12 protein-coding genes and 2 pseudogenes are annotated in these 19073 nt (G+C 40.4%); 1 reads left to right on the forward strand and 13 read right to left on the reverse strand.

The features are described 5' to 3' along the window. Nucleotides 1-4: 4 nt before the first annotated feature. The 13 genes and pseudogenes from GKD17_RS12890 to GKD17_RS12950 all read right to left on the reverse strand — a co-directional run bounded on the left by GKD17_RS12890 (nucleotide 5) and on the right by GKD17_RS12950 (nucleotide 18100). Nucleotides 5-2035 carry an alpha-L-fucosidase gene (locus GKD17_RS12890; RefSeq protein ID WP_007833604.1) on the reverse strand — a complete coding sequence of 677 codons (2031 nt, stop codon included), beginning with the start codon at nucleotides 2033-2035 and terminating at the stop codon, nucleotides 5-7. A 5-nt stretch (nucleotides 2036-2040) separates the two neighbouring features. Further along, complete coding sequence (locus GKD17_RS12895; RefSeq protein ID WP_007833602.1) at nucleotides 2041-3588, reverse strand: sulfatase family protein; 1548 nt, start codon at nucleotides 3586-3588, stop codon at nucleotides 2041-2043. A gap of 148 nt (nucleotides 3589-3736) precedes the next feature. Beyond that, nucleotides 3737-4621: a right-handed parallel beta-helix repeat-containing protein gene (locus tag GKD17_RS12900; RefSeq protein WP_032935845.1), complete on the reverse strand. Its 885-nt coding sequence runs from the start codon at nucleotides 4619-4621 to the stop codon at nucleotides 3737-3739. Further along, nucleotides 4573-4869, reverse strand: coding sequence for a hypothetical protein (locus GKD17_RS12905; RefSeq protein ID WP_234258992.1), 297 nt, complete (start codon nucleotides 4867-4869; stop codon nucleotides 4573-4575). The genes GKD17_RS12900 and GKD17_RS12905 overlap by 49 nt, the downstream gene beginning before the upstream one ends. Beyond that, a complete protein-coding gene (locus tag GKD17_RS12910) occupies nucleotides 4835-5812 on the reverse strand; it encodes an alpha-L-fucosidase (protein ID WP_007833595.1) in 978 nt (325 codons plus the stop codon). The genes GKD17_RS12905 and GKD17_RS12910 overlap by 35 nt, the downstream gene beginning before the upstream one ends. A gap of 336 nt (nucleotides 5813-6148) precedes the next feature. Next, nucleotides 6149-6383 (reverse strand): annotated as a pseudogene (locus GKD17_RS23760) (DUF3874 domain-containing protein); the annotation flags it as partial. Between the two features lie 799 nt (nucleotides 6384-7182). After that, nucleotides 7183-7362 carry a hypothetical protein gene (locus GKD17_RS12920; RefSeq protein WP_080549511.1) on the reverse strand — a complete coding sequence of 60 codons (180 nt, stop codon included), beginning with the start codon at nucleotides 7360-7362 and terminating at the stop codon, nucleotides 7183-7185. A gap of 143 nt (nucleotides 7363-7505) precedes the next feature. Beyond that, nucleotides 7506-10022 carry a glycosyl hydrolase family 95 catalytic domain-containing protein gene (locus tag GKD17_RS12925; RefSeq protein ID WP_371741502.1) on the reverse strand — a complete coding sequence of 839 codons (2517 nt, stop codon included), beginning with the start codon at nucleotides 10020-10022 and terminating at the stop codon, nucleotides 7506-7508. Nucleotides 10023-10167: 145 nt separating this feature from the next. Continuing rightward, the gene (locus tag GKD17_RS12930) at nucleotides 10168-12156 is read right to left on the reverse strand and encodes a RagB/SusD family nutrient uptake outer membrane protein (RefSeq protein ID WP_007833582.1); all 1989 of its coding nucleotides are present in this window, start codon (nucleotides 12154-12156) and stop codon (nucleotides 10168-10170) included. Between the two features lie 13 nt (nucleotides 12157-12169). Then, nucleotides 12170-15682: a TonB-dependent receptor gene (locus GKD17_RS12935; protein WP_032935843.1), complete on the reverse strand. Its 3513-nt coding sequence runs from the start codon at nucleotides 15680-15682 to the stop codon at nucleotides 12170-12172. Nucleotides 15683-15854: 172 nt separating this feature from the next. Beyond that, the gene (locus GKD17_RS12940) at nucleotides 15855-16865 is read right to left on the reverse strand and encodes a FecR family protein (protein ID WP_007833580.1); all 1011 of its coding nucleotides are present in this window, start codon (nucleotides 16863-16865) and stop codon (nucleotides 15855-15857) included. 88 nt (nucleotides 16866-16953) lie between these two features. Next, on the reverse strand, nucleotides 16954-17172 hold the full coding sequence (locus GKD17_RS12945; protein ID WP_007833579.1) for a hypothetical protein: 219 nt from the start codon (nucleotides 17170-17172) through the stop codon (nucleotides 16954-16956). Nucleotides 17173-17797: 625 nt separating this feature from the next. Further along, nucleotides 17798-18100, reverse strand: coding sequence for a hypothetical protein (locus GKD17_RS12950; RefSeq protein WP_032935875.1), 303 nt, complete (start codon nucleotides 18098-18100; stop codon nucleotides 17798-17800). 192 nt (nucleotides 18101-18292) lie between these two features. Here GKD17_RS12950 and GKD17_RS23595 point away from each other — a divergent pair. Further along, nucleotides 18293-18947, forward strand: a pseudogene (locus GKD17_RS23595) (alpha-L-fucosidase); the annotation flags it as partial. Nucleotides 18948-19073: the final 126 nt, after the last annotated feature.

A 19073-nucleotide genomic window follows, 5' to 3' on the forward strand; every position in this document is an offset into this window, starting at 1 on the left:
CTTATCAGTTTTTAGAAAATAAAATGTCTAATTCCGCTACCCCCATGCTCTTTTGACCATCCACTGTTGACAAGGCATGGAAACGGATGTAGCGTCCTTTATGCGTCTGCCAGAAAATTACCTGCTGTTCTACAGGATTGTTCTGAATATTGGCAAACTCTCCACGGGCTGCCTCTTCCCATCGGATTCCATCCAAAGAGATCTCAATCATATATTTTACAACAATTCCACTAGCCCATCGTGCCTGATCAGGCAGATAGCTTATACCGGTCATTTCCTTTGCTGATTGCAAGTCAACCTCAAGCACATCTTTTCCAACCCAAGTTGTATGCTGGTTTTCATCAAAAACAAGCGTACCGGCTTTATCAGGCAAGGTACTCCAATGAGCCTTACTGCCGGTAAAAGTACGCGTAGCAGTTGTTGACTTTTTCTTTCCGTCCACTGCTATCGCTTTAATAATCCGATCACCGTCTGCCGGAACAGGCGACTGGTAACGAGGGCTTACACCAGGTTGTGGCTCTTTACCATCTGTAGTATAATAGATAGAAGCATCCTTATTGCTGCATACCAACTTCACCTCTCCATTCTTATTTCTGGTAATCACAGGAGCATCCAGCGGAGTTTCCGCTTTAAAGACCTGTATTTCTGCCAGACAAGGTGCCTCCCATGCATCTGTTATCCGTATTCGCAGACGTGAAGCAGTGACTTCGGGAAAACGCAGAATCCGTTTATAACCGATAGTAGTCTGTTCATCCAATTTCTGCCAATTCCCATTATCAAAATATTCTACAACAAACTGCTTTACTCTTTGCCCTTTCTCAATAAACTCTTGCAATAACAAACGGTTGAAAGTTAATTCTTTTCCAAAATCCACTTCCAGTACAGGCGTTTTTGTATCAGCTTCCCAATATGTACCTCGATTACCATCCAAAGTATATTTCAACTTCTTACGGTTCTTGCCCGTTACTTTCATTTTCTGATTAACGAGATTCTTCTTTAGTTCAGAGGTATATCGCCGATACCATTCTACCAAACGCAAGGAATCCTGCTCAGGAATCAATCCTTCTTGATTGGGGGTCAGATTAAGCAATAACAAACTGTTACGTCCCACACTCTCATAATAAATGTCAGTCAATTGGGACAATGATTTCAGTTTATGGTCTTCCGAAGCATGATAATACCAACCGGGACGGATGGATACATCAGTTTCTGAAGGAATCCATAACGTACCATCCGCATGTCCGCGCATCCACTGTTTACCATTTGGTATCCCCTTATCATAGAATTCCGGCTTTCTCACTGTACTCCAATGCTCTTCCAAAGCGTACCCTTCCTCATTGCCTACCCAGCGGATGTTCTGTGCACTTCCACCATGCACCACACAGTTGGGTTGCAATTCATATACCATTTCTGTCAAAGATTCCCATGGATAGTAATCTGCGGTAATCTTTCGGGTATGTAAGGAATCCGTACTATAATAACCACGTCCCCCGTTGGCGCCGTCAAACCAAAACTCATACAATTTCCCATAATTAGTCAGCAATTCGCGCAACTGATTGCGGAAGTAAGTGATGTATTCCGGTTTTCCATAATCAGGATGGTTACAATCCCAAGGAGAAAGGTATAATCCCACTTTCATCCCATACTCATGGCAAGCATCCACAAATTCGCGTACCAAATCGCCTTTTCCGTTCTTCCATGGAGAATTCTTCACACTGTATTCCGTATAAGCCGACGGCCACAAACAAAACCCGTCATGATGCTTGGCAGTAAGGATCACTCCTTTCAGTCCCGCTTCTTTACAAGTCCGTATCCATTGACGACAGTCTAACTTAGTCGGATTAAAGATGGCAGGGGACTCGTTGCCATATCCCCACTCCATATCCGTATAAGTATTCACGCTAAAATGAACAAATGCCGTTGTTTCCATCTGCTGCCATTGCAATTGTACCGGTGTAGGTACAGGCAAGGTCTGTGCCTTTACCGGAAAGCATAAAACTCCCAGTATTACACTTAATAAGAATGTCTTATTCATTGTCTTTATTTTACAAAGTCTGTATCGTTATATTGGATTTGCAATTTCTTCAACTCCGCCTGCATATCAGCCAATACTTCACTATAAGCAGGATCATTGATTACATTGTGCATCTCGGCAGGGTCTTTTTCCAAGTCATAAAGTTCCCATGCATCAATGTCATTGTAGAAGTGAATCAATTTATAAGGGTCTGTACGTACTCCATAGTGACGTTTCACCATGTGTTCGGCAGGATATTCATAAAAATGATAATATAATGATTTACGCCAGCCCGCAGGCTTCTTTCCTTTCAATAAAGGTAACAAAGACTCGCCTTGAATATCTTCGGGTACTTTTACACCTGCCAGTTCCAGGAAAGTAGGTGCATAGTCTATATTCTGTACCATTTCAGTTATATCACCTTTCCTGTCAAATCCTTTCGGCAAACGCATTATCAACGGAGTACGCATGGATTCCTCATACATGAAACGCTTGTCAAACCATCCGTGCTCTCCCATATAAAATCCTTGGTCTGATGTATAGACGACTAATGTATTATCCAGCAACCCGTTTTCTTCCAGATAATTGAGCACACGTCCTACATTATCATCCAGTGATTTGACTGTTTTCATATAGTCGCGCATATAACGTTGGAATTTCCAATTAGCCAAATCCTTTCCTTGCGGATTCTTCTGATAAAAATCATCGATCACAGGACCGTAGAATGCATCCCACGCGGCACGCTGTCTTTCGTCCATACGTCCGATAAAGCTTTCATACAATGATTTCAAACGGGATTCCTTGTCAGGGCGGAGCATTTTCAGATCATATATCATATCCATATCTTTCACAATACTCATCTCCTGAGCCGCAGCTGCGGAACGGCCCTCATAATCGTCAAAGAAATTATCGGGTAAAGTAAATTCTTTATCTTCGTATAAGGCCAGATTACAGGTATCCGCCATCCAATTACGATGAATAGCCTTATGATGAATAAGCAGACAGAAAGGTTTTTCTTTATCGCGCTTATTTTCCATCCAGTCTATGGCATCATCGGTAATCAGATTAGTGATATACCCATGTCTCTGAATGGTATCATTGGTTTGTGTGATGAAATCCGGATTATAATAATCACCTTGTCCGGGAACTATTTCCCAATAAGTAAAGCCTGTCGGCAAACTTTCCAAATGCCATTTCCCAATTAATGCAGTCTGATAACCCGCTTTCTGCAATAGTTTCGGAAAAGTTTGCTGCGATGAATCAAATACGCAGGTAGAGTTATCATAAAATTTATTCTCACAACTATGTTTGCCCGTAAGCATACAAGCACGACTAGGGCCACTCAGAGAGTTTGCGACAAAACTGTTTGTAAAACGTACCCCCTCATTGGCTATCCGATCCAAATTGGGTGTATCCATATAACGTTTGTCATAGCAACTCATCATCTGAGCTGTATGATCGTCCGTCATAATATAGACAATATTCAAAGGTTTTTCTGTTACCGGCTCCGTACAGCCGGTCAGAGCGGATATCGCCAATAGTCCGCCATAAATCAATTTGTTTTGATGTTCCATTAATGGTAATGACTTAAAGTTTAAAAATAAGTTGATCCTTTGTCGCCAAACAAAGGTACTCTCTATTTATATGGCAATCGGGAAAGGAACGTTCCTAAAGAAATAAGATATTTTTTTATAAAGTTTGAAAGCTTATCATCACACTCTTTCATTTGGATAAATCACATCCGATCTTTTCAAATGGAAGCCGGGGGAATCCATTGATCCGTTGATAAATGAGCGCATCATCCTTAAATCCCTTCAACGGATCAGCAGCATCCACAAACCCTGGATCCGAACCGGTAGCCCAATTGTTATACAATTCCAGCCATTCGCTCTGTCCGCGCACCACATTTCCTATCTTATAAAACAAGTTTCCTTCTATCACATTGCCTTTTGGATAAGAAGTGTCATTGTCCCAATATGCAGCGAGCAAAGGATAGGCCGTACTGTAAGGAGGATTTTTATAATTGACTGTTTGCAAACGCTGGTCAATTATCGCACCTTTCTCTATCATGAATTTGCCCCAGCCCTGCATACGCGCATCTATATGAATGGCAACAGGAGAATCTATAAATATATTATGCCGGTAATGATTATTATGTCCCCCACCGATTAGTACCGGCAAAGACCCTGCTTTGTGATAAATATTACCATAAACTTCCGCTCCGCAAGCTCCGTCATCATGATAAGTAGCCGTTACACGATGGCGCGGACTCAATTCATGAAAATAACAATAACGGATAACATTTCCCTGCTCCGAAGGATCACGACCATAATAAACAGCTCCCTGATCATCGACTTCAGAACACACATTCGTTATGTCACACAGTTCTATCACATGGTTATTTCCATGAAACAGGATAGCCATGCTGGGCGCATCATAGATGTCACATTTAGAGATGCGGTTACCCACACCATCCATCCATATTCCGGGACGATAGGATTTCTCAATCCGGTTATAATCATGTATCCGGCAATTCTCCACATAGTTTCCGGCAGAGGTCAATGAGGCTCTGTCTCCTCCTCCTCCAGCAGGTTCAAGGCAAACCATTGACGCCAAGGCGCACCTGTCATAAATCCATATACCGTATGCTGCCCTGTATGAATCATTTTATGTATCGTGTCGATGCTTTCCACACAAATCATGTCATCGGCATAACCGTGCGCAAAGTATCCGCTTATCCACATATTCTCTACCGATTTCCAACTCGAAGGGCGCTCTTCCTGATATCCGAATACAGGGAAAGGAGCCTCTTCCCCTTCCTTAGCCATCCCCGATTCCTGTATTTTTCCAATCATAACCGTAGAGATTCGGCCAACGGGCTATTCGCAGAGACTGGCCATCCGCAAAGATTTCCGTCCATGCCGCCTGGCTGGGCCTTCCGAAACCTGTAGCGTGCAGGGCCACCAGCTCCATCCGGTTTTTCTTGAAGTCAAGCTCTCTTATCAGACTTGCGGGCAGAAGCGGATCGCCCAAGCGGAAGTCACTGGGAAAATAACGGATAGGATCACCTTCCTTCTGTTCCTCCGGAATAATTTTATATGATTTCTCCGGCGCATTCGGATTATGGGGATCCGCATCCTCGCCTATCGTCCAGTTAATTCCGATCTGGCATTGCGGCTCACGGCTTTTGATGGTTCTGTATATGCCTTCTACCGGCCAGCGATAACCGGGTTTCACCCAACTTCCATCAAACCAGAACTCCACTATTTTAGTATATTTTTCCGTGATGTCCATCAGTTCGTCCAATTGCTTCAACATGTATGTATTGTACTTCCTGTCCGACTCCACATTGACTTTCCTGTCCCACAACGAGTAATACAGTCCCAGCTTCATGCCTTGTCTCTTACATTCCCTAGCTACGGCTTCAATCACATTCGTTTTATTTCCCGAACTTGCCACGTCATAATCAGTATATTTACTGTCCCAAAGACAAAAGCCCTCATGATGTTTTGCCACCAAGATGATATACTTCATACCGGCATCTTTCGCTGTCTTCACCCATTGACAGGCGTCAATCTCCGCAGGGGCATAAGTTTCCACCGGAAAAGATCCGTCTGACCATTCCACATCATGGAATGTATTGATACCAAAATGAATGAACATACCATACTTGCGCTTGATCTGATCTTTCTGGTATTTTGAAGGTTTTTCAGAAGGTATTGCAGTTGAGATACCCGGTTGTGCCTGTGCTACTTCCAACGAGCACAAGAATAAAAATAATAATAACAGTTTTTTCATATTGATTTATTTTTAGAATAAGTCTTGCTTTTTATCTCCATTCATCCGATTTATACACACCGATGACAGCATAACCTCATGCCTTATCCCTCACCTTGCGCACGTTGCTTTCAGACCGGAAACAGAATAGAGATTATAGTCCATATCCACTTTGCTTTCAATAACAGCAAAACAAAAGGTCTTTTATTTAATGGCAATTGTGCGGGGGATATTCCTAAATCAAGAAATCTCTTTATTGTGAACTTTCCGCATAATTTAACGAATAAAGTTCGCTTTTTCACGAACTTTCAAGAAAGGACTTCTAATTCTCCTATCCCATGTGGTAATTAAGGGTATCTAGCATTCCACTACCCTATATACATTCCCTTTGACAGTATGCACCCGCCCAACAGAGGCAGAATGCGGCTCAGACTGTAAGCGGTCATGCTCCTTATGACCGAAGGATGAATGGATTTCATACGCCCGAACAACTGGGTGACGGAAAAGGTCAGTACCTTCTGCAGATCATCCTCTACCATAGCGAAGCGGAAGCAGAGGCGGAATACTCCTCTTCGTGTACGTGTTTGTAGAACTTTAGCATAGTGCAGATGGGGGTCGGGCACATCGTTTTCCAGACATGCCACTTCGGTTACCTCGGTCAGTACATTGAAACAGAAGTGGTAGTGGAAGGTGAGAAAGGTGGTCACTTCCTGCATCAAGGAATGCGGCTTAGCCTTCTTCTGCACGTCTTTCAAGTGAGCAGAATTCTCCTTTGCTTTTCTGGCTGAAGCTGTCGAAAGGACTGATTCCACTTTTTTGCCGGGATTTCTCCTGAAAAACTATTCTTGTTATCCTGCAAGTTGCCTTTACCATTTTCAGCAAAAGTAGTGGAACTTGGCACAAGTTATGGTGAATCTTGGTACAGGATACAGTGCATCTTAGTACAAGTTGCGGTAGAACTTGATACACAGTACATACGTATATACAGGCATACGCTACCGTATGTGCAGCCCGACACATACATACGTGTAGACTCATACGTCAGTAACGTGACAGGTCACATGTTACTAATGTTACCGGATATGTTGCTTTGGTCGTTTACTTCAAAAGAACCGGTCGTTTTTTTTAAATGTCCTTATGTTTTTGGTAAATGCCAGTACCTTTACTTAAAAGGTCAGCATGTCTTGATGAAAAGGCCGGCATGTTTCATGAACCAGCTTAGCTGGTCCGACGGACAAGCCTATCATGTCCGGCAAACCAGCCAAGTCGGTTCATTACACTATCCTCTCACTATGCAGGTGTTCACTTTTCTCCTTTCATTCTGTCATTTCATTTAAAACACACTAGTTATCAATTGGTTAAAAACTGTAAGATCTCCCCTCATTCCCGTTTCATCTGTAGATTCTCCTCCCTTCACAGGAAGGAGTGAAGATACAGAGTGGAGGAAACTGAAAGGGGATGACGGGAAGTCCTGTCACTACCGGAACGCCTGTCAGCAGGGCGTTTTCAAAAGTAGATGAAAGGAAGAAAGAAGAATCTATCTGTTCAAAACCAGTCACGTATACTATCAATCTTTTAGATCAGCAAAACCTTGCAAAGTGGATTGGTCAGCAGGATGAATAGACCCATCTCCGCGAAGAGCAATATTCAACAAATAATTAGCTTTATTTTTCTGTGCATAATCATATTCAGCCTTCACTTTCACTGTAAAGATTCATTTTTCACCTCCACATTGAAAATCATTCCAGCCACTAACCTTTCCCAATCTTCTTTTTCCCAATTGTTTCACCTTCATATTAGGCTTGCCAAAATACACTTCTTTAACCAAAGTTTCCGTACCAATGAGCCGAACAACATACTCTTCACCTGTTTGGGTAGAGAAAGCCAATACACCATCCCCTCCTGTCTTTACGGAAACTTTCCTGCCATCCCTGCATCTCAACACTTCACATTTCTTGTCACCCCAAGGATTCTGTAATCGACAAAGATTCCCTTTTAAACTCTTCACACCTACTTGTGTAACCTCAGCCGAATTATTCCTACTTGCAGAAACGAGAAATGCCCCTCTTGCCAACAAAATAAATGCCATAGGAATAGAATCCCATGCAGCAGGCACAGCAGGGAACACTCTGATTTTCTCCTCGTTGCTTTGGAGCATCATTTCATTTATGCCCGTGCAATAATTGCTCATGGGTTCCATACCGCACTGAAAGAAATCATGTGAGCGTATCATATACGTGTCTTTCAACAGATTGTGCACAGAGGCAAGATCGTAAATATTGTCAGGATAACCGGTCACATTGTGCATCAATCCTTGTGGATACATCTGATGTACATTCACCCCGTTCCATATATACTTCAAGGCCACATCTCCTTCTCCCATTCGAGCGGCTATCTGCGGATAAGGATAATGCGCGTTACACTCGTCATCGTGTTTCAACAGATTCACAACAGCTTTTCCCAAGCGAGTGTCTTTATCATCAATACCAATCAGCCCTGCCGGAAAAGCTACGGCACCACCGTTACCCCAAATCCATGGAGAATAACGCTTTTCCGTATAATACTCCTCGGCAGGAGAGATTACTTCGCCACATTCACCAAACTGCTGATAGCCTCCTTCCCATAAATGATTGAGTACGTGACGCCACTGTTTCACCTCATCTTTGTCTACGTTCAATATTTCCGCCGCACGGATACAATCCTTGAAAAGCCTTTCGATGCAATTGCGGTCACTGATAGGATTCTTCACATAAGCGATAGGGGCCGACTCATACAAAGAAGCTTTCAAAAAATATTCATTTTTTTCTTCATCCCATTCCAACCTGTCTAAATAAAAATGAGAAGCTTTCTTCATAAACGTATATGCCCTTTCTTTCAAGAATTCCTCGTCTCCCGTAAATTCGTAATAATCCCAAAAGAGAGAAGCTATCTGTGAAGCAGGAGTAAAATTGTTCCTCAGATAGCGTTTGTCCTTTCCCCATTGTACACCGTTGAAATTATGCGCTTCGGTAATGAGCAATGCATCATGCTCCGCTCCATACTCCTTTGCCAGTTTCTCAGCAAACGGTATCATCTTGAAGTAAGTGTCGAGATAAGGTTTCATCAGCCGCCAATCGTTTTGCGCACACAATCCCCAATATTCCTGCTGCTGGTTCCAATGATGCGGTGTCCCCCAATTAAGTACATCACGGTTCCAACGCCAAAGTCCCCCATTAAAAGCCAACGGAAACTCACCTCGCGAACCAGCAGACATCAGATAGCGATGCAAGTAATAGATATTCTCCAAATAATCATCACCCAACTTCACAAACGAATTGGACCAGAAATTGCGATACCACTCATCTTTCTCGCGACGCAACTCATCTACCCCCTTCGCTTCTGCCTCATCAAGTAATTTCTTTGCTGCATTTACCGGATCCTTATCTTCGCGATCAGTTACTACACTGACCATAATTGTGAACTTACATTTATTTGTCCGCCATTCGGCACGACGCATATTCACCGTTTCCGGTTCCTCGGACGACTCTACCACCCTGCAAGCTACAGCAAAGTGCAGTCCACCATCCGTTTCTTCCAATATCATTTCGCGAGCATCAGCCATTGCACGCATCTTACCAAGCCCCACTGAAGGGTTCTTCGCAAACCAACCTCCATACCATCCGGTAAAGGAACGGCTCCCCAGTCTTTCCAACGAAACCGTAGCTACCGAATGATTTCCCAACATTTCAGGATCAGGTATATTTTCACATTCCACTATCCATACATTACGATCTTGCGCCAACCAAGTACGAATAGTTGTAGCAGAATAACCCGTAACCGCACGATATGTATTCTCGGCATTTGCCAGCGATAACCGCCCCTCAAACTCTTCCAAATGCATCCAACTGAATACCGGTGCACCAAAATCGATCTTCAGACGAGCCGCATGCTTCAACAATGACATTCCGTATTCTTCTGGTTGTGCCTTTGTCCACAAATCATTTTTATTGATTTGCAATTCGATGCCATTGTCATGATTCCACACCATGCCGCCTATATCACCATTACCCATCGGAAAGCCTTCCGCCTCCAGTTGCGTAGGTGAAAAATAAACGATATCATGTTTGGAGAGGTAATCGTCATCTACCTCAAAAGGAGCAGACTGCATTTTCAAATAAGTATAATCTATATTTTTCGCATTTGCCGCTATTCCTCCGGCAAGAAAGAAATACAACATAATCAGTTTTTTCATATTCATGGTATTTACAGAATACAACTGTGCTTATCTAAAATAAAAGATGTTACATACACAAACAAACAGAAAAGACATAAAAGAGAAGGGTTCCTTACACACTCTCTTTTATATCTTTTCCTTAAAAATGATTCTCTTTTTTATATTAATATCCTATAGCTGGTTCATTAGCTATTTTACTCCAACCCGGATTTTGATAAATCGTTGAACTTTCCAAGTCATCAGGATTTGAAGAGGTAAGTGTAAAGTTGATAGCAGAAATAGGCTCTAAGTAATTGGCTGGTATCCAGGTATAACCATCGTATAACAAGTTATTCTTTTTTACAATCTGATTAACACGCAAATAACTGCTGTTTTCTTTGTTGGATACATTAGGTTGCTTATCTGAAGCACCTTCTGGAATCAACAAACTATTACCAGCTTCATCAACATACAATTTTTCCAGTTCGCCACCCCATAAATTAAATCCTTCAACTTGATAATTTTCTACTTGGTCCAAAGCACGCCAACGTTTTAAATCACGCATACGGGTACCTTCACTCATTAGTTCTATGCGTCTTTCACGACGAATATTATATAAGGTGGGGTCTACTAACTGACCGGCAGAATACTTAGCCCAATCATTTTCTTTAGACAAATCGGTAGCAGCAATTGTCATATCGATATTATCAGACACACCTGCACGACTACGAATCTCCTTCCAATACTTTATCGCTTTTGGATCCAAGCTTCCATTTTTTTCATAGCAAGCTTCAATATAATTCAAGTTAGCTTCAACAGATCTGAAAAGAAGACATCCATACGTATTGACTGCACCAGAACCGATTACAACTTGAGCTGGATCATAAGTCAAGAATTTACGAACCGTATAACCTGTCGGGCATCTATCATTGGTCTGCTCCAATATCTTAGGATATTTATATGTCTCATATGGATCAAGCCTTGAACAATCACTAGGAGCACCCATAAATAACTGTAAACGGTCATCTCTGTCTTTTTTAACATTTTCAATCGTCACGTCACCAGCATAGCCAGAATTTGGCGCATAAATAGGCAATCCATTCTTCATTAAACATGCATCTACTAAACTACGAGTATATCCTAAATCCCCTCCTCCTTTGCAAAGATAAGAACTTACACTATGAGTAACACCCTGCACAGAACTGTATGCTCTCCAAAACAAGACTTCATCTATCGGTTCCATATCAACAGCCGAAAACATTTCAAAATAAGGATTCCAGTTATAAGGATTCGAGTCCGGATTATATATACCGGTATTTTTTGTCAATGAAATACGATCGGCTACTTGAGCAGAAGCATCCATTGCCTGTTCCAAAAACCAATCTACTTCCTTGTCTATATCAATAGAAAAGCCAGCATTATATTCTTGCTGTGCTCCCGGCCATCCCGGACCACCCGGCACACGGTCTGTACCTTTATGGTATTTCAACCAGGTAGCCTCAAACAAAGCTACACGAGACTTAAACAACAATGCCACATTTTTTGTCAATCTATTCTTACCATTATCGGTAGTCAATGACATCAATTCAATAGCTCTATCTAAATCCTCTATAATAAAACGAGCCACTTTATTACGAGGCTGTCTTTTACTTTCCTCCTTCAACACTTCTGTTTCATCAGGTAATACTTCCGTTACAATAGGAAAATCACCGAGACTTACCAATTTATTGAAATACTGGTAGGCACGCAAAAAATACATTTCTCCAATGTAATGTTTTATCATTACTCCATCGCCTTTTATACTTCCGGCCTCATACTTGGGTAATACTTGTTGGAAGAAATAATTCGCTTTACGGATTTCTGTAAAATCCCATGCTCCTTTATCAGCAGGAGTACGTTTTTCTCCCGGTACCCACAACGCAGTAGAAGCATCCGTTGCGGCCTGGTCATCCGAATTGTTATCAGTTTTTACTAAAGAGATATCAAAATTAAGATAGGATGGAAATTTATATTGTTGAATAGAATAGGCAGCCAAATCACTTTCTGAATTAAAATAAGCATCTGGGGTTATTTTATCCAACGGTTCACAATCTAGAAAATCATTGCAGGATGTCAATACCACTGAGGTAAATAACATGGCTACAGAAGCTACTGTATTTTTTATGTAAGACATATTGTATTTCTATTTAAAAATTAACATTCAAGCCAAAAGATATCACTTTAGATAATGGATAAGTCTTTCCTGATCCCCAATCTCCGGCAGCTAGTGTTTCAGGATCAAACATACTGGCCAGGCTGGTTCCAGTCCACAAATTATCACCAGACACATATACACGGCATCTATTAATGTGCAATTTATTAATCCATTGTTTAGGTAATGTATAACCAATCTGTAAATTCTTCAAACGGATATAAGACGCATCTTGCAGATAACGAGTTTGTACCTGATGATTCTTGTTGCTGGTAAAGTCCGGTCTCGGATAATACCCGTTCAGATTAGCTCCCATAGGATGGCCCTCAGGACGGAAATAATCAAAATGTTCTTCCATCGCCATTGATTGCCAGATATTATTTACAGCTCCCCAAAAAACAGCACCATTAGTTCCTACAATCGGAGCATAATCTCTTTTACCTACTCCCTGAAAGAAGATAGAAACATCAAATCCTTTATAAGAAGCATCCAAAACCAATCCAAAATTATAACGGGGAGTAGAATTACCAATAATCCTTTGATCGCCCGGATCAGCTAATGTACCTTTACCACCATCTATTTTGCCGTCACCATTTATATCAGCATACATAATATCACCGGCACCCCATTTGTTTCCTAATTGATTTTGGCCACCATTAGGTAAAGATGCCAAATGCTCTTTCATTTCTTCATCTGTTTTTGCAATACCTAATGAAGTATACCCCCAAATTTCTCCACTCATTTTTCCTGCATACCAGTCACTGAAAGCATTTGTAGTATTGGGATATTTCACCACTTTTTGCTGGGCATCAGCCAAATTAAACTTCACTCCATAATCTACTTCTCCTATTCTATCGCGCCATGAAAGTTCTATTTCAAAACCATAAGACTTCATATCAGCATTATTTACTATAGCAGGAGCAATACCCAAAACTAAGGGTAATTGTGGAGCAGGACCTACCATATCGACAGCCTTGCGTACAAAATAGTCAAAAGAACCTGTCAATCTATTAGAGAAAGCACCAAAATCAAAACCTACATTAAAAGAACGCACACGTTCCCATGTCAATAATGTACTAACCAATGAAGGAATATCTGCCGTATTTGTTTTTCCTCCATTCACCAGCCAATTACCGGAATTGCTTTTCACGGGTAAGATTTCATAGAATGGGTACAAATTCGATGTATTTTGATTTCCCAATTCACCCCAAGAGCCTCTCAGTTTAAATTGATTGACAACTGATTCCAGCGGTTTCCAAAAATTTTCTCTGGCCACATTCCAACCTAAAGAAAATGAGGGGAAAAAGTTCCAACGCTGATCTTTCATAAAACGGGAAGTTCCATCATAACGTCCATTTACTTCCAGCAAATATTTCTCCTTATAATTATAATTCAAGCGCCCAAAGAAACCGGCAGTAGCCCAATGGTTATAACCGCCCCCCGCTACGTCCTGCTCAGTAGAAGTATCAATTGTAGGTAAATCTGGTACAATAATGCCATCACGCTGAGTACTTAAAGTCCTCACATTTTGATGCTCGGCATTAAATCCACCCATTACTTTGAAATAATGGTCACCCAACTGGCGAGAGTAATCCGAGAAAAGATTGACTGTATAAAATTCATTCTTTGTTCCTTTTTCAATTACTCTGGACTGACCTGGCTGCGTCGCATTAGTGATAGCTATAGCATAAGGTTCTCCATTGGCGTCATGGGCATAAACAGCTTGTCTGTCAGTATGAGTAAAATTAGTTGTAATACGCATATTGCCCTGTAAGTGAATATTCCATCCTGGCAATGGAGTGACATCCAACTGCAATTGTTGGAAGTTCTGATCCAAATCTTCCTTCATTCGTCCTCCTTCTTTTAATGGTATAATCTCACTGTTATCCGCCCAATATCCTTGTGGGTCAGTAACAAACGCATTAGGCCATTTACGCATTATTTGGTGGAAAAATAATTGATTCAAATAAGAAGGAGCTTCATAATTAGTACGAAACCATTTGGTATTATAAGAGAGACTTATGTTTTTGTTTATTTTCGCATTGATTTTCCCATTTACAGAATAACGATAATAGCTTTCGTCAGCATAATTCAACAAGCCTTCCTGATCCATAAAATTGCCGGACAGATAATAAGAAAAACGTTCCGTACCACCACTCAAGCTCAAGCTGTGTTCCTGAGACATGGCATGGTCTTTGAAAAATACATCATACCAATCGGTATTAGCATTTGCCCAGTTGTGTGTATATGTATTTGAAGTTGTAACCGGAATAATTTTTCCTACTTCTCCACGCTGATAAGCCAAAACATTAGCTATTTGCTCATCACTAAAATAAGCTGCCTGTCCACCATTAGTACGTGCATCATTATAATAATGCATGAAGCGATAGGAATCCATCATATCATAATCAGTAAGAGGACTATTAAAACGAATATTAGTATTATAGCTTACTACCGGTTTACCAGTCTTTCCTTGCTTAGTTGTAATCAAAATAACCCCAAACGGAGCGCGAGAACCATAAATAGAAGAAGCCGATGCATCTTTCAATACAGAAATGCTTTCAATATCCAACGGATTAAGCAAGTTCATATTACCCTCTACACCATCTATCAAAATCAATGGAGAACCAGTGGAGCCTTTACCGATTGTCCCTGCACCACGAATAGATACGGAAGGAGTATTATTCAACTGTCCACCTTTAGCGTCAACCCCAAAGGTCATTCCCGGTACTAATCCCTGTAAAGCCTGAGATACATTTTGTACAGGACGAGATTCTAAAGCCTTTTCCCCTACTTGACTGACAGCACCTGTCAAATTCACTTTTTTCTGTGTTCCATACCCTACTACTACCACTTCATCCAACACTTCTGTATCTTCTTTTAAAGTCACAGTGACAGGGACACCTACTTTTGATTTCACAACAGACTTACTATAACCTATATATGAAATCTCTAAAGTAACTTCCTTATTAGAAACCACCAATTCAAAGTTTCCATCCATATCAGTCACAGTACCGTTTGTAGTCCCTTGTTCCAACACAGTAGCCCCGATCACGCTTTCTCCCATATTGTCCACTACTTTTCCGATTACTTTAAAAGTAATCTGCTGCACAGTCTGTGTATTGTCAGCATTAGTAGTCAAGACAATCTTCTTATCCAAAATGGAATATTTCACATTTGTACCTTTAAATACCTTCTCCAGCACCTTAAAGATATCACCGTTACGGGAAGTGACTGATACACGACGATTTAAATCAATAAGCGTATTATCAAAGAAGAAATCAAATTCTGATTGTTTCTCAATTTCTTTCAAAATTTCCCCTACAGTCTTATTCTGTACCTCCACATTGACTATAGCCTTCTGCGCATACGATTCGGATGCATGAGCCAGTCCTAGGGAACAAGCAAAGAAAAGAGTAAATAGTTTCATAGTTCTTGGGATTTTCTTCGAGGAGAGCCATAGACGATTTGGTATCCTCGAAAATTGGATACTACAATTATTTTTCATACTTTTGTAATGACTTAAGTTTTAAAATTAGTTGATTAAGCTTGTCGCCAAACAAGCTTTAATTTGAAAACCGATTTTCCATACGGGAAGATACGCCAATATTTTCCCGTATGTTTTTTGTTACTTTAAGGTGATAGTTCTTTCATATTATATTCAATTTAAGGTTATTTGATTAATAAATCTCTATATGGGTCTTTTTTTGCGACGCATCCTTACCGTCTACATATTTCCAGTGTATATTGGAAGATAATTTAAAGTATTCCAGAATACGCTCCAAACGCTGACTGGTAAAAGTCCCGGTAAAAGCAGCCTTACGTGCAGGATTTTTCTGAATGAACACCACATTATATCGCTTTTCTAAAATCCGTAAAGCATCCTTCAAAGAAGTATTATCAAAAATAATCTTGCCGTCCTTCCATGAAGTTTCCGTTTCACCGGAAGTCTCAAGTAAACGTGCTGTACCTTTTTTTGAATCATACACAACTTTCTGACCGGGGTTTAACACAATCTGTTTTTTGCGGACACCTTCTTGGAAACTGAAGTTGATTTTACCTTTGATTAAAGTAGTAGATACCTCAGGAGACTCTTCGTAAGCCTCTATATTAAAACTGGTTCCTAACACCTCTACCTGTGAACGGTGAACCGTAGACACAATAAAATGTTTCTCCACATCTTTAGTTACTTCAAAATACCCTTCCCCCTTCAACTCAACTTTTCTCTCCTTGCTATTCTTAAAAGAAGAAGGATATCGCAAAGAGGATTCTGAATTCAAAAAAACCACCGTACTATCGGGTAACACTACTGAAGTAGTCATTCCCGGGTTTGTCCTAGCTTCCAACATTTGTACATCTGCATCCTTTCCACCATAATGTTCTACCAAAAAAGTAGCAAGCAGTGGGAGAAATAACACGGCAGCAACACGCTGTGCCCACTTCCACCAAGCCACCTTCCTTCTTTCAGTCTTTTTACCTTTTACCTTAACTAAAGCCTTTTCTGTATTTACATTATTAATTACATGAACGGTATCAGCCGCTAAATAAAGTATTTCCATCTGCTTTACTATCCGGCGATTTTCTTCAGACTCCTTCATCCAATCTTTTACCAGTCGCTGCTCTTCTACCGTTGCAATACCCTCACAATAACGGGGAAGTAACAATTCTATATTCGTTTCATTATACTCCATACGTATGTTTTTAAGTCCTTCTACTTATATGGCAAGCGAGAAAAACACATTCCTAAACAAATATGCATTTATTTTCAAAAATATATTTTCATAGAGAAACTTTTTCAGGATTTTCACGAGTTACATACCGTACAACTACTTCAGGAGCCTCTCCCACTTCTAGTTCACAAGAAAAAGATACCAGAGAAGAAGTTTCGGAAAGATAAAATGCACCCTCTACACCGATCACCTCTATTACATTATATTTTTTATCAGTTATAGCAGCATTTCCATCGAAATCATATAACAGATATTGTCCACCCTCCAACTCACACGGAAATTTAACAATACCAGCCGAAGTAGTAAACGACAGATTGGAAACAGTCGCTTCTCCTTCCAGTTTTACTTGAATTTTACATCGCCCCGGATATTTATTTTCTCATATCCAGTCAGCTCCTTCCGGCTGACCTGGCTGAAGTTCTGTTAAATTACAATAATAAGTTTAGACACAAACAAAAGATAGAGCTGATAGTTCTTCTCATCCACCTTTTGCAAATGCCATTCGAACTGCAGATCTTTCAAACGCTGTTTTTGTTTTTCGGTGAAGACTTAAGCCTCATGTAGTATATCCTAATGTTTGATAGCTTGTAGCAATCGGTCTATTTGCCCATACCGATTTAAGATAGTGGTATTAATCATAACCGGCATCAAAACCTGCCGCCTCGGACAAAGCCCCTCCACATCCTCCAAAGTAGAACATTCAAATTCCCGGTCGACCAATCGAATAAGAAACCATCCAAACATACGTGGAAAAAGATTCCTTTGAAAAAAATTTTGGTTCTTAATTTTATTAGCCATTTGTTCCGTACGCATAACTTCTCCCCAAGGCTCACCTCAATTCATTCTTGTGTGAATACGCCATAAATTATGATTCAAACGACTGGCGTCATTTATTAATTATAATTAAACTGAGTATAATAACGGGGCGCAAAGCGGGAAATAGCGTATTCGTCATGCCCGGTATAGGAACATCCCTCCAATCTATCAAAAGAAATCTGACTTAAGCCGATCCTATTCATCAAATCGGCAATCCGGTCTGCCAATGTATCTTGTAAAGCTAAATCCCGGAAAAATACCTTATAGACATGATCAGATAATTTATATAAAGGAGTTTTTGAAGAATGATCTGACGCTTTTGTCATGAAAGCTCCCCTTTTGCAATCCTTCAATAAAAAGAAGTCAGTTTCTTTTTCCATCTTGTTATATATAATAAGTTTATTGTCTATCTGAAGAGTATTCAATGATAGAGGAATTTCAAACAAATCACTTTTCTGAATGCGGATATCTGTCTAGCTTTCGGTGATATCTTCTTTTAAAGTCAGCACTCCCTACTTCTGCAAATGTTTGAAAGGAACCGGTGTCACATACGAATCATTAGCCGTTATAAAATGTCCGAGTATGGAAGTTTTGATATTTTATGGTTAAACGGAGGATGGATTACAGGTGAAGATTTTCACTTGGACAGAAGATTGTCAAAAGCACGCAAGAAACACCCAGGACTCATTTCAGTAGACCGCAGCATACGTGGTAAAAACGAAAATTACCAGACACCAGAACGCGGTATCTCCGAAACACAGCTTAACTATCCTTGGGAAAGTTGTCCACCACTAAGCAATGATTGGGGATGGACACCTAATGCTCCCTTTAAATCACCACAAAAAATTATTAATATTTTAATAGGAATCATTGCCAAAGGAGGTTGTTTATTATTAGGAGTAGGTCTGACGCCATCAAAGACGAAGTAATAAAACGTTTACATGAAACAGAAAAGCCATTTATGCCACTCGTACAACTCCTATATATAACAATGAGAATATATGGTTCACTGCAGACAAAAACGGAAAAACTTTATATGCTATTTACGCTTTATCAGAAGGAGAGGAACTTCCAGAAACAATAAATGGGCCGGCAATATTCCTAACGGTAAAATGATTCCACTACAAGGCAATAAAAATATAAAATATACCAAAGACAAAGGTGTTCTTACCCCGTAACCTCAAAAACGAACCGATAGTATTATGCTTCAAAGTAAAAAATAATTAAATATATTTCCTATGTGCCCTTTGGGCATACATAATACCCAAGGGCACACTACAAACGACTTTAATCAAGACTTCCTCTAAAATAGTATTCCATAGAATAGAATTACTGAAATACAATATATTTTTT

Origin of the sequence: Phocaeicola dorei, assembly GCF_013009555.1 — a bacterium.
In the GTDB taxonomy this organism is placed as follows: Bacteria; Bacteroidota; Bacteroidia; order Bacteroidales; family Bacteroidaceae; genus Phocaeicola; species Phocaeicola dorei.